We start from the raw sequence: 13,379 nt of genomic DNA, 5'->3' as shown, positions 1-13,379 counted from the left end.
TACAATGTACTTGCCGTCATAGATGTAATTTCAACAGTTGCAATTATAGCAATCAATAAATGGTGACGCAATAATTGTATGAAATAAGTAATGGATAGGCGAATTAATATTGTAGCTCATTTATGATATGATAGATGTATCTAATATAAATGAAAAGGATTGTACATATGAAACGATTCAAGAAATTTTATATAGAAACCACGAGTATTTGTAATCTATCATGTTATTTCTGTCCTCCTACAGAACGTGCGAAGGGCTTCTTGTCGGTGGAAGATTATCGTCATACATTATCGCAAATAAAGCCATTTACTGATTATATTTATTTTCATGTAAAAGGTGAACCACTACTGCATCCGAAAATTGATATTTTACTAGATATCGCTCATGAAGAAGGATTCAAAGTTAATATAACGACTAACGGAACACTTATTAATAAAAATCGAGAGAAGTTACTTGGTAAGCCTGCACTACGGCAAATGAACTTCTCATTACATAGCTTTGATGGGGATCCAGGCAATCGTGATCTGAAAAAGTATTTAGCAGATATATTAGATTTTGTAGAAGAGGCAAGAACAACTTCAAAGATGATCACTTCATTCCGTCTATGGAACTTGGCAGAAGATAATGAAGTGAATATTGAAAAAGAACGAAATCGTGAATTGCTCGAAATGATTGAATCTGCATTTCAATTAGATTATAAAATTGAAGAATACTATTTACCAGGAACAGGTTCAGGACTGAAAATTGCTGATCGTGTATACTTGAATCAAGACCCTCAATTCCGCTGGCCAGCACTAGATGAGGAAGAAGATGAAGGAGTAGGCTTCTGTCATGCGCTGCGTAATCAAGCAGGTGTACTCATTGATGGTACTGTTATTCCATGCTGTCTTGATGGTGAGGGTATATTGAAGCTTGGTAATGTTCATGAACAACGGTTTGACGAGATTATTGAGGGTACAAGAGCAACGGCAATCTATGATGGGTTCTCGAAGCGACAAGCTGTGGAAGAGCTTTGTCGTAAATGTGGATATCGCAAGCGGTTTGGATAATATAATATCCTAATAGATCACGGTGCTTGCCATTGTGGTCTTTTTTCATTTTAGAGAAGGTGAGTATTAGTTAATAGCATTAATGAATATTTCGTAAAGTAAGTAACCAAAAGCGAAGAGAAACGTATGGAAGATTTATAACTGTAGGAGTCTTAAATGCGAAATGTCGAAATTCTCCTTAATGAAGTGTTATGGAATGATAGAATGAACTAAAATATGTTGGATAATTATTTATTTTGTATTAAATGGATATTATATATAGATTGTACTTAAACAATTAACAGTATTTCGGGGTTTGAACCGGAGATCATTGAAAGGAATGAGTGAGATGAAACATCCTTTTCATCTGAAAGCGGTATGGAATGATGGACGTAACAGTGAGGGACATATAGAAGCAGGTGGGTTAAAAACAACAATTTCAATTCCGCAGGAAATGGGAGGTCCAGGAACAGGTACCAATCCTGACGAAATGCTCTTGGGGGCAGCGTCGACTTGTTATCTGATCACTCTGGCAGCAATGCTTGAACGTGCATATATTACACCACAGCATCTGACATTGGAATCTGAAGCGATTGTGGATGTGACGAATAACGTGTTTACGTACGAACGGATCGTACATAAACCACTAATTGTGCTCCAAGCGGATGCAACAGATGCTGAATTGACGAAGGCTGAAAGGCTGGCACATATGGCAGAGGAGTCCTGTATGATCTCCAGAGCAGTTGCCGGTAATGTCTTGATAGAGACACGGCCTATTATTGTAAAAGAAGGGCTTATTAGTTGAGGACCAATCACTTTAAGGTGAATGGTCAAGTTATCATTTCGTTCATATTCAATAGCAGAAGATTTAAGTAATAAGAATGGCATTGTAACGTAATAATGATTCTAAGAAACATATACTAGTTATAAAATAAGAAAGGAGTACAGAAATGATACAACTATCCATAACAGTTAAAAGTATTGGAAAACGCAAAGCTGCTCTGACACGTCTGCCTATTGAGCTATTACATACACCTCGAACATTAAGAGAGTTAATAGAGGCATTGGTAGAGTGGAATGTTCAGGGATTGCTGGAGCGCCAGCAAGAACAATACCTCTTTCCATATTTGGACGAGAAAGAGGTTCAAGATAGAGTCGAAAATGGTAAAGTTAGTTTCGGTGCCATCTATCATGACGGCAAACCCAATCTAGCAACTGCAATTGATACGGCTCTACTTGCCTATAGGGATGACTTGTATCGGGTATTTATTAATGATGAAGAAATAAAGATGTTAGATGAGCCTCTCTCATTAAAAGGCCATGATGACATAACCTTAATTAGACTTACAATGTTAGCTGGAAGCTACTGGTGAAGGGAGTTTGGACAATGACAAACGAAGAACATGATCAGCAGTATGAATGTTTTGTTCAGCAGCGTTTAGAGGGACTTCAAGGAGAACAACGTATTATTGGACAGATTTTAATGGATAGAAGCAATAACAAAATGATATCTAAAGATCATATTAAACAGTTTAATGACTTTCTGGAAAATCAAAGTGCTACTATAGATCAACTAATGAATGGATCGTTTCTAACTATCGCTAAACATTTGCTTCGAAATAGTTTAGGTAATGTATTAGATCATATCATTCAACATGCAATTGAGTACCCTTATGATAGAGGATATGCACGACGTCCATTTCGATCATGTTCACTGAGTAATCATTTGGAAATCATTACTGAAAAGATCATTGCTCTCATGATCATAGATAGATCCTCTTTTGATTTGTTTAACTATTTAACAAAATCGGATTATAAATTTCATTATTATATTAATAAGATCATTGGAGATATCATTAGCTATGAGTTAGATCAAGGTAATGCACAAATCATAGATTCTTTGAAAACAATTATTTATGGAGATAACCAAACTGCTCTCCTACGAAACGAAATGATCAAAGGTATTTTCATGAGTCATAAAGAAGATATGTATCACATGATAGGTGAACTGTTAATAGCTGCAAGGCTTCAAGAAGGTTTACGTCAAAGCATTGTTGAGACAATGGACGAAGGAACAGTTGGAGCTTACTTATATATGCTGAAGATTATTATAGACGAAGGATATATCCGTTATAGTTCCGTGGTGCGAGGTCTTAGCGTTTGGCTTGGAATGGAACTAGAGGCTGCAAATCAGCGGGTTGTTGGTCGGTTAATCGTGCAAGCCTATAATGCACTTACCGAAAAGGATATACGTGAGCAATGGTTGAACAGCATTAACTCGAATGAGGTCTATATTGCACTTTGGGCGACAGCTGTATATGAGGAAACAGATTTGTACGCCAACATACAGCAGTTAATGCAGCATGGACAACATTATCAAAAAATTATTGCGATGTACATATTATCGAATAGCCGAAATAGTAAACTGTCTTTGCAGTTAGCTAGAGAAAATTTAGCTGCGAAAAATGCTGAATTGCAATACTGGGTATTGACAAACTACTGCTATCATTATCTACCAATATGGCGCAGGCCAGGTACAACAGCAGAAGATATTACAATTACATTTGAGCGTGTTGAGATACTGGAAAATAAAGTTGAAAGGCAACGTGATTTTGACCTTTTGTTAGCAATGTTTGATGGGATGGTACAGCAGTATAGTGCTACTTCCAAAGCATTAGAGTTCATACATGTACAATTCACTTCTGAGTTACCTGTAACCAAAATGCTTTATCTAGCCGCATATGATATGGACAGTACGTGGATTGCAGAGCTTATTGCTAGAAAAGATAAACTTTCCCCTAATATGCGTGGAGAATTATTATCACATTTCATGGTTGATAAGGACAATCCAAACATTCGAGCATTTATTCTAGATAGCTTATCCGACAAAAGTATGACCAATCGTGAGTTGGCGCTTGAACAAATTAAAAAAATGAAGCTATCTGAAAATGAACTGTTGCCAATAGAAGCGTTGTTAAAGCTAAAATCGGGTTCGTTAAGACAAAACACTATTAGTGTACTTATGCTTCAGCCAGAAGAAAGACTCATTACTTCCTTAACGAACTTGCTAAAAGCAAAAAATGAACAACAGAGATTAGCTGCCTTGGAGGTTATTAGCGAGTTTGTTATAGATGAAGCTAAAGCAGAACAGTTAGAACGATTAATACCTTTAGCAGATCTTATTGCAGATCCAACTGCAAAGGAAAAGGCATTACTTAACAAGCTTATAAGTACAAAAGGAACGAGTAGGGCAGATGGCTTTGGATTATTTGATCCGAAAGGTACAGAGTCGTGGCTTCTGGAAAAGAAATACATTGGAGAGTTTTTATTTCAAAAGGATATATTTACATTAAACTTTGACAAGATTGAAAGCTTTATAGTGGGTTTGGATCAACTTGTACATCAGCATCGTGATGTTGAGTATGTGTCGGAGTATTATTCTGGTTACAAAGATACACTCTTAATCGGAACTCATTTGCGAGAGACACATTCATATAATCATAATCCTCATAGTGATGAACCTTTTTCTAAGTTGAAGCACTATCCATTGCACGAACAGTGGAGCGAGTATTTACAGCAGAGTAACTTGAATCCTAAAGAGCTCATGCAGTTATACTATATATCAATATTGGATGAACTGGATAATACGTTGGACAGATTCTACAGCTATTATTCAGATTCAGAACTGGAATATCACGAGTTAAGAAACCACAAGTTGCTGGAAGATTGGCGTAAGTTATTTCTAGCAGAAGTGTATCCACTGGAGCTAATATTGAAGGTTCAGTCTGCATTAAACAAATTAACATACAATAATCAAGTCAGTCGTCTATTACAAGCCTACTTCTACGATAGTACCAAAGCAGATACTTTTGCTTTGGCGGAACTGGCTATTATTAATTGGATTCAACAAATAGATCAACAAGAACACAAAGATAAGTTATTCATATTTGAATTACTTACCCGCCCATGGTTGCAAATCCTTCGTTCTCGTGTATATGATCATGATTCATTTAAAGAGTTTTATCATACTGTATTTTCGTATGATCAGCTGTTAGATGAACCAGATCGAAGTACCTCATTTGTATTTGAAGAGCAAATTCGTGCTTTTGAGGAAGACATCATTGGAGAAAAGCAGTTGTATAAGGCATTACTTGATAGTGGTGATAGTACTAGTTATTTGAGTGACATTACGGCATCAAAGTTAGGATCATTAGAGGATCGTCCTAAACTATTATCTATTCGTAATACCGTAGTAAATCGTATTGTCAGTATTGAGCTTTTACGAGGAGATATGGCGACAGATGTAACACCATATGTAACTAGTCTTCGAAAAATTGAAGGTATGAATTATTTCGTTCAACTGCTAGCAGCACTGGATCAGGATGCTTTCGTTCGAGGTTATGTATATAGCTACCATGGTAGTTTAACTAAGAAAGAAGCTTTCAGTCATTTATTGAAAAATTGTTATCCTAAAGCAGGTGAGGATTCTGCGCTTCTTCATACATTGCTTCAAGATTATTCTAGTGTGACTAATAGAAAGTTGTTGGAAGCTGCAATGTATGCACCACAATGGATTGATATTGTTGCACAGTATTTGGATTGGAATGGGTTGCGAAGTGCAGCATGGTATTTCCACGCTCATATCAATGAAAGTTTCTCGGCAGAAAAGGAAACTGTCGTTGCTCATTTTTCTCCAATTTCACCTCAGAACTTTAATGATGGGGCATTTGATATAGATTGGTTCAAGGAAGCATATGCAACATTGGGAGAAGAACGGTTTAACATGTTGTATGAGTGTGCGAAATACATATCTGCAGGTGCTAATCATCGACGTTCTCAATTATTTGCAGATGCTACACTTGGAAAACTCAAGCTTGAAGCAATGCATTTATCTGTTACTGATAAAAGAAATAAGGATCATTTGCTAAGTTACAGCTTAATTCCACTTTTAAGTGATAAAGAGCAGGATTTGCGCAAACGCTATGACTTTATCCAGCAATTTCTATTACAAAGTAAGAAGTTTGGTGCTCAGCGTCGAGCAAGTGAAGCGATCATATCTCAGATTGCATTAGATAATTTGGCTCGTAATGCGGGCTATAAAGACGTTACTCGCTTGAAGTGGGATATGGAAGCACGTAAGATAGATGAGATGAAGGTCTACTTCGAACCGCACAAACTTGATGAAGAAACGACTGTACAATTAGTTGTAGATGATGAAGGGCAAGCGGATATTCAAATTTATCGAAAAGGTAAAGAACTTAAATCCATTCCTGCAAAGTATAAAAAAGATGAATTTATTACAACACTAAAAGAAATGAAGTCAGAGTTGATTGAGCAGTATCGCAGAGCTCGCAAAGAGCTAGAGCGATCGATGGAATTAAGCAATAGTTTTACTTGTAATGAATTAGTAGGTTTGGTTAATAATCCGGTGATCCGCCCATTAATCAGCTCGTTAGTATTCAAAGTCGGTGATCAGCTAGGGTATTTCGATGGAGAAGAATTATCGCTACGCGATGCATCTGGTAAGCATACGACATTAAAGGTAGATGATTATCTACTAATTGCTCACCCAGTACATTTATATGAAAGTGGACAATGGAGTAGTTTCCAACGTGATCTATTCGAGCGCCAGCTTAGACAGCCTTTCAAGCAAGTATTCCGTGAACTGTATATGCCTAATTCAGATGAGCTTCATCATGTTACTCATTCTCGTCGTTATGCTGGATATCAAGTACAGCCGAAAAAAACGGTTGCACTTCTGAAGAGCAGACAATGGACAGTTAGCTACGAGGAAGGATTGCAGAAGGTATTCTACGCTGAGAATTTAATTGTAAGTCTATATGCTATGGCAGATTGGTTCTCGCCTGCAGATACAGAAGCACCTACACTTGAAATCATACAATTTATGAATCGATCCACCTATGAGCATGTGTCATTAGACAAAGTACCACCAATCCTATTCTCAGAAGTGATGAGAGATGTTGATCTTGTGGTGAGTATAGCACATGTAGGTGGTGTAGATCCTGAAGCTAGCTTAACTACGATTGAGATGCGTCAAGCGATCGTACAAGAGTCAGTACGACTGATGAGATTGTCCAATGTTAGATTAGATGGTAGTTACGCACACATTACTGGAAGCTTAGGTGAGTATGCTGTTCATTTGGGAAGTGGGATGGTTTACAAGCAAGCTCTAGGAGCATTGCATATTATTCCTGTACATTCTCAACATCGAGGACGTATATTCTTACCATTCCTTGATGAAGACCCAAAAACAGCGGAAATTATGTCTAAAATTGTTCTATTGGCAGAAGATACGAAGATTAAAGATCCGCAAATTTTGATGCAATTACAGAAATAGGTTGCTTAAAATAGCATCACTGAAGAGACATCACTAAAGATTTGTTATGTAAAGTTTTCTAAATGAACATGAAAGAGAATAAGCCGGAGCGTGATTGGATCATGTGCTTCGGCTTATTTGTATTTTATTAGTATTGTATTAATCAAAACGAGCTTAGCATGGGACATAGGAGAGAAAAATGTTATAACGAGTCCTTCATAACACTATGAAGGAAACAGTGCATATCCTCAAATGAGATTCAAAGCACAATAGCCTAATGCCGAGAATACTTTATAGAAAAAGGGGGTTTTTCTAATGATTAGTGTTAACGAACTAAGTCTTGTGACGAAAGCATATCTAGATACGTACTTTAAAATACTTAATACCATGATTAGGGAAATGACAAGTGTACATCCCACTAATAGTATTTCAGATATCTTTATTAGGCAGATGATCCCACATCATGCTGCAGCAATTGAAATGTCTAAAAACATATTGCGATACACTACCAACCTGGAGTTGCAAAATATAGTATTGAACATTATTGCAGAACAAACAAAAAGCATTGCGAACATGCAAGCGATGCATCAGAGGTGCAGTTTATTTACAAATACTAACTATGAAATATCTCAGTATATGAATGTATTCAAAGAAGTATCTGAAACGATGTTCCACGAAATGGGTACAGCGCCAATTACTAATGGTGTAAATGGAAATTTTGTGAGAGAAATGATTCCACATCATGAGGGAGCAGTACGTATGTGTAACAACGTACTACAATTTAATATCTGTCCGCCGTTAAAGCCGATTCTTCATGCTATCATAATTACCCAAACGAAAGGAATCAAGCAGATGCAGCAGTTGCTAGTGAGCTTGGAGGGTTGTTGAATAGTGAAATGAACATGAAATTAATTAATTCATGTTCATTTATTGGATATTTTGTTGTGCAGTGAGAAATTTGGATCATAGCTGATATTTTGTGTAAGAGAGAGGTTAAAAGTTGCTTATTAGTGTTACATTTTTCCTAATGGTAGCATGCATCAAGTTAGAGAGTGGATCACTGAATCTTTTTGAGGAAATAGCTGTGAATGCCTCTTTCTTAAACAGCTGGTATAAACTGTTATAATGAACAAAACCCAAACAGCTTCAATTCGTAGTAATTGGAGTCGTTTGGGTTATTTCTTTTTCTGGAATATCTTTCTAGGACTACCTTCGAGTAGTGGGATGCTGAAACGGGATTCTTTATTTTGATAACTCTACAAAACCTTCTCCAAATACATCTCTTACATCATGAATGGTGAGGAATGCTTCTTTATCCACTTTTTTAACAATTTTCTTGAGTGTGGATACTTCCTGTTTGCTAATTACAATATAGAGCACTTCTTTTGGCTCCTGGCTATAGTATCCTTTTCCTTGCAGAACAGTAACGCCTCTGTTCATGATCAAGTTGACCTGTTCGGCGATTTTGTCTTGCTGCACGGAGATAATTGTGACTGCTTTTTTAGGGTTAAGTCCTTCAATAATAAAGTCCATCACTTTTGTGCCGACATAAAGCATGATGATGGTTAACATAAGTTTCTCTATCCCGATAATGAAGAAAGAGGAAAATACAACGATTAGATCAAAAAATAGGAGGGCGTAACTAATATTCCAATTGAGATATTTGTTAGCAATTTTTGCGAGAATGGTTGTACCTGCTGTACTGCCACCAACCCGGATGATCATCCCAATACCTGTTCCGACAAGTATACCTCCAAATATCGCATTCACTATTAATTCACTGGATTGAATATTCCAATCGTGAGTAAGGTGTAAAAAAATGGAATTCAGCAATACAGCAATAATTGTATAAATAATCATCTTTTTATCAAGAAATCGATATCCGAAAATTAGTAATAAAGAATTCACTATTAAGCTGACTAGACTGGGAGACCATTGGAATAAATAATAAAAAATAATGGAAACCCCTGTAACTCCACCTTCTCCAAGTTCATTGGGAATGACAAATACGTTGACTGCTAGGGCAAACAGAAATGATCCTAGTACTAAATAAAATAAATCTTGAGTTAGTTTCTTTACCATCGTTACCATCCTTACATTTTGCAATAATCAAAATACTATATCTCATACTAATGAGTTTAGGCAATCTCTTTTTTTCAAAGACTATAAACTTATAGAAATTTATATAACTCTAGTAAATTATGAATATGCATAGTTCTGTATAAAAGAAAACATAAAAGTTGGGGTTATGAAAAAGAAGGGGCATTATGTTAGGAGGGCTCTTTTAAGCTTGATGGATAGTAGGTTAAAATGGGCAAGAAATGGCTTAGGGCAGCAAGAGGGAATTGGCTAGAGAAAAGAATAATAAAAAAATACTAATAAATGAACTTTTTACAATACTAGATACTCTTATAAGCGAGAGAGGTGAAAAGATGAATGTAGTAAGGCTAGTGAAGAAAGCCAAAAGAGGCGATAAAGAAGCATTACTTCAACTGATCATGTCGCAAAAAGATACTTATTATAGACTTGCCTACGCCTATACTGGGAATAAGGAAGATGCATTAGATGCTATGGAAGATATGATTGTAATCCTCTATGAAAAGGTACAACAACTTCAGAAAGAAGAATCCTTTTATAGTTGGAGCAAAACGATATTAGTAAATTGTTGCAAAAGTTTGCTTCTTAAGCGTAATAAGTTGCTCCTAATAGATGATTTGAATGTTATTGAAAATAATGAATTATCTAATGCTAATAGAGTTGATCCATATCGGAAAAGTGATCAACAGATAGACTTGCAGTCATTATTATTGCATCTTAATGAGTATCAAAGGGAAGCGATTCAACTCAAGTATTTTCATGATTTCGACAATCAAACTATAGCAGAGATTACAAAAGTCTCAATAGGAACTGTGAAATCGAGAATATTTGAAGGGTTAAAGAAATTACGAGAAAAGTATGGGGGTGATGTTCATGAATGATATCGAAAAATTGTTGAACGAAGAGCATAATCGCATGGATTCCATAACAGCACCAGAAGAACTAGAATCAAGATTACGCAATGCTTTAGATAAGTCTGCGCAAAAGAAAACAAAAGGTTATAGAAAGGTATGGAAGGTCGCTGCGGCTGTATTAATCATGACTTCCATCGTTAGTTACAATTTTAATGCGTTTGCTTATTATGGAAAAAAGATATTTGGATTTGATGCTCTTATTGACGGTACATTACTGGATCTTAATGAAGCGGGGATGGGTCAAAGTGTAGATGTAAGAACAACGCTACTTGACGGCACAGAACTAATGATAGATGGGATCATGTCGGATGCAAATCAATTTATTATGTACTATACATTATCTAATCCGAATGGAATAAATGATACGATTGATCTCTTTAGTAGACCTCATATTACAGGTTTTTTAACGGATTCAAATTTCAATTCAGGTACGTCAATAATCAATGACGATCAAACCGAAATAAGAGGGATGATGAGTTTCGATCCTGTAAGTCCCTTTTCAAAGAAATTAACACTTTCTTACTGGCAGAATGCGACCACTAATGGAATGAGTGAAGATAGCATTACATTTGACTATTATCCGGATAAAGCGATGCAAACTGAAATTAAGCAAAAGATTAATAAGAGCTTTAAGGTAGACCAAGGCAAGATTACTTTTAAGTCAATCACTGCTACACCAACGATGACATTGATTAAAGGGACGATGAATGTAGATAACTTTGATAGAGTAAGTTCAGCGTTAGATGGGATCGAATTAATTGCTAATGGTAAAGTGATTCCGATGATAGGTAGTGGTAGAACAACATCGTATAACGGGACCACGTTTGAGATTAAATACGATGTACTGCCGAAAGAACTTGAGTCATTACAATTAGTTATGAATAAGTTTGTTGGGTATGAGAAGCTCAAAGCTAAATATTCGTTAGATATAAATAAAACGGAGTCATTAGTGATAGGTGAAAAGAAGATGAGGGTTAACAATATCTCTACAACTTCTGAAGGAGTAGAAATAACGATTGCGACAGATGAGGAAGTGATGCTTGATGGGGTATCCATAGAAACGAGTGATGGAGTAGTTCCATTAAATACAACAGTAAGGCAGGATATGATAAAACAAGCTGATGGTACATTAATGAAGGAACGAACGTTACTTTTTGATACTACGAATGAACCACATTATATATTAATTGAAGGTATGCATTACATGAAGTCTTACAACTACGAAATTGAAATTTCAGTAAAATAACTAACTAAAAAAGAGAAATCGAGGAAGTGTTCTTGGAGCTGGTGCAAGAATACTTCCTCGTTGTTCACTTTAATATAATATTTACCTCTTGATAGTAACACCATCCAAAATCATACTTAGCAATTCGATGATTATTAATTAGCATAAGAAATTATTTATTTTCAAGGTCTATAAGTATCCTCTTAGAAGGATATAGTATATGTAAATGAGGTAATACTTCCAAATAATGATCAAAACTACTCTAGAAAGCAGGTTAAGAATAATGGCAACACAAAAGCAAGACAAGAATGGCTCACCAACAGATATGTTACGTCCTTACCCTGTGCCCAATAGACCTTGGGTAATGCATCAGACATGGAACGATGTATTATTTGCACATTGGCCCATTCCAGTTGAAAAACTCCAGTCAATTGTTCCGAACTGCTTACCACTCGATACGTATGATGGACAAGCATGGGTAAGCGTTGTAGCATGTGGGATGAGTGGGGTGAGACCTCGATTTTTACCTGAGGTTCCTTATTTGTCTCAATTTCCGCAAATTAATGTAAGAACCTATGTTACTTTGAACGGAAAACCAGGTGTGTATTTCTTCAGCTTAGATGCAGATCAGTCTATTGTTGTAGAGTTAGCGCGACTTAGCTTTAAACTTCCGTATTTCCGAACAACAATTGTTTATAAGTCAGACGAGCATCATAATGTGAGTTATTTCAGTACTAGAGAAGACTCGCGAGCGAGTAGAGAACAATTCAAAGCAACCTATCGTCCAATTAGTGAGGTAAGGTTAAGCGAACCTGGTTCTTTAGAGTATTGGCTGACTGAGCGATATTGTCTGTACAGTGTAGATACAAAGGGGAGAGTCTACCGTGGTGAAATTAATCATTGCCGATGGCCACTACAGCATGCAGAGGCTGAAATCGAAGTAAACTCATTGCTTTCTTCATATGGGATTACATTGTCAACAAGTAAACCGCTTCTCCATTTTGCTAAAAAGCTACATGTACATGCATGGTTGATTGAAGCTTGCGAAACTGAAAAAAGACAATAAAAAAGAGCATCCCTCACAAACGAAGAGGAATGCTCTAACTGTAAACGACTTATTTACCTTAATCTATCTTTGCTCCATAAGAAAGAGCTAGATAGACCGCTTGTTCTCTGTCTAATCGAACACCTTTAACGTTAATTGACATGAAGTTAACGCCATCCATGTTGGCACCACGTAGATCCGCTCCAGTTAATTTGGCATTCGTCAAAGCTGTTCTCGTAAGATCGCTGTTTCTTAAGTCTGCTTTTTGCAAGTTTGCATCTGTAAGATCAGCCTCATAAAAACGAACCCCTCGCAAATCTTGTTTCTCAAAACGAGCTTGTCTTAAATTCGTGTAGGACCAGTCACCGGTTATGATTGAAATTCCATCCATACGAGTTTTAATAAAACTTGATCCGGTCATTTTACAATTATTGAACTTAGAAACGAATAGATTGGCTTCATCAAATATACAGTTCTCAAATGCTGATTCCGTATGTATCGAACTATTTAATGATGCACCATTGAAGCTACATTCAATGAAGCGGCAATTACTCGTATTAATTTCTTCCAAAGAGGCATCTACAAATGTACAACGTTCAAACGTGCAGCGAATTAAATCTCCATCATTTAAATCTTTATGATTAAAATTTACCCCAGTATAGTGTTGATCAATATATTCAAACATACGGTACCTCCAAATTAGATGATGTGTTAAGTACTATATCGATATTAA

10 protein-coding genes are annotated in these 13,379 nt (G+C 36.3%); 8 read left to right on the top strand and 2 right to left on the bottom strand.

Going from position 1 to position 13,379, the window contains the following annotated elements; genetic code table 11:
• The first annotated feature begins 167 nt into the window (after positions 1-167).
• From NAG76_18910 to NAG76_18890, 5 genes are all read left to right on the top strand, one after another.
• A complete protein-coding gene (locus tag NAG76_18910; GenBank protein URN93874.1) occupies positions 168-1,049 on the top strand; it encodes a radical SAM protein in 882 nt (293 codons plus the stop codon).
• 328 nt (positions 1,050-1,377) lie between these two features.
• Entirely contained in the window at positions 1,378-1,833 is a 456-nt protein-coding gene (locus NAG76_18905) for an OsmC family protein (protein URN93873.1), read from the top strand.
• Between the two features lie 145 nt (positions 1,834-1,978).
• Entirely contained in the window at positions 1,979-2,401 is a 423-nt protein-coding gene (locus NAG76_18900; protein ID URN93872.1) for a hypothetical protein, read from the top strand.
• A gap of 14 nt (positions 2,402-2,415) precedes the next feature.
• Positions 2,416-7,386 (top strand): DUF4132 domain-containing protein, encoded by a 4,971-nt coding sequence (locus NAG76_18895; protein ID URN93871.1) that lies wholly within the window; start codon positions 2,416-2,418, stop codon positions 7,384-7,386.
• 294 nt (positions 7,387-7,680) lie between these two features.
• Positions 7,681-8,253: a DUF305 domain-containing protein gene (locus tag NAG76_18890; GenBank protein URN93870.1), complete on the top strand. Its 573-nt coding sequence runs from the start codon at positions 7,681-7,683 to the stop codon at positions 8,251-8,253.
• Between the two features lie 354 nt (positions 8,254-8,607).
• On the opposite strand, the gene NAG76_18885 is transcribed toward NAG76_18890, so the two are convergent.
• Complete coding sequence (locus NAG76_18885) at positions 8,608-9,447, bottom strand: YitT family protein (GenBank protein ID URN93869.1); 840 nt, start codon at positions 9,445-9,447, stop codon at positions 8,608-8,610.
• A gap of 350 nt (positions 9,448-9,797) precedes the next feature.
• On the opposite strand from NAG76_18885, the gene NAG76_18880 reads away from it, so the two are divergent.
• The 3 genes from NAG76_18880 to NAG76_18870 all read left to right on the top strand — a co-directional run bounded on the left by NAG76_18880 (position 9,798) and on the right by NAG76_18870 (position 12,667).
• Positions 9,798-10,343: a sigma-70 family RNA polymerase sigma factor gene (locus NAG76_18880; GenBank protein ID URN96883.1), complete on the top strand. Its 546-nt coding sequence runs from the start codon at positions 9,798-9,800 to the stop codon at positions 10,341-10,343.
• Entirely contained in the window at positions 10,336-11,622 is a 1,287-nt protein-coding gene (locus tag NAG76_18875; protein ID URN93868.1) for a DUF4179 domain-containing protein, read from the top strand. The genes NAG76_18880 and NAG76_18875 overlap by 8 nt, the downstream gene beginning before the upstream one ends.
• Before the next feature lie 304 nt (positions 11,623-11,926).
• A complete protein-coding gene (locus NAG76_18870; protein URN96882.1) occupies positions 11,927-12,667 on the top strand; it encodes a DUF2071 domain-containing protein in 741 nt (246 codons plus the stop codon).
• Between the two features lie 58 nt (positions 12,668-12,725).
• Here the strand turns inward: NAG76_18870 and NAG76_18865 are convergent, their stop codons facing one another.
• Positions 12,726-13,331: a pentapeptide repeat-containing protein gene (locus NAG76_18865; protein URN93867.1), complete on the bottom strand. Its 606-nt coding sequence runs from the start codon at positions 13,329-13,331 to the stop codon at positions 12,726-12,728.
• Positions 13,332-13,379 lie beyond the last annotated feature (48 nt).

This window comes from Candidatus Pristimantibacillus lignocellulolyticus, from assembly GCA_023639215.1.
Lineage (GTDB): Bacteria > Bacillota > Bacilli > Paenibacillales > Paenibacillaceae > Pristimantibacillus > Pristimantibacillus lignocellulolyticus.
The sequence above is the reverse complement of the archived record's forward strand: the minus strand, read 5'-3'. Positions and strand labels throughout refer to the sequence as shown.

Coding starts and splice junctions, on each gene's coding strand:
- NAG76_18910 (URN93874.1), top strand. CDS start 168: ATGAAACGATTCAAGAAATTTTATATAGAAACCACGAGTATTTGTAAT.
- NAG76_18905 (URN93873.1), top strand. CDS start 1,378: ATGAAACATCCTTTTCATCTGAAAGCGGTATGGAATGATGGACGTAAC.
- NAG76_18900 (URN93872.1), top strand. CDS start 1,979: ATGATACAACTATCCATAACAGTTAAAAGTATTGGAAAACGCAAAGCT.
- NAG76_18895 (URN93871.1), top strand. CDS start 2,416: ATGACAAACGAAGAACATGATCAGCAGTATGAATGTTTTGTTCAGCAG.
- NAG76_18890 (URN93870.1), top strand. CDS start 7,681: ATGATTAGTGTTAACGAACTAAGTCTTGTGACGAAAGCATATCTAGAT.
- NAG76_18885 (URN93869.1), bottom strand. CDS start 9,447: ATGGTAAAGAAACTAACTCAAGATTTATTTTATTTAGTACTAGGATCA.
- NAG76_18880 (URN96883.1), top strand. CDS start 9,798: ATGAATGTAGTAAGGCTAGTGAAGAAAGCCAAAAGAGGCGATAAAGAA.
- NAG76_18875 (URN93868.1), top strand. CDS start 10,336: ATGAATGATATCGAAAAATTGTTGAACGAAGAGCATAATCGCATGGAT.
- NAG76_18870 (URN96882.1), top strand. CDS start 11,927: ATGTTACGTCCTTACCCTGTGCCCAATAGACCTTGGGTAATGCATCAG.
- NAG76_18865 (URN93867.1), bottom strand. CDS start 13,331: ATGTTTGAATATATTGATCAACACTATACTGGGGTAAATTTTAATCAT.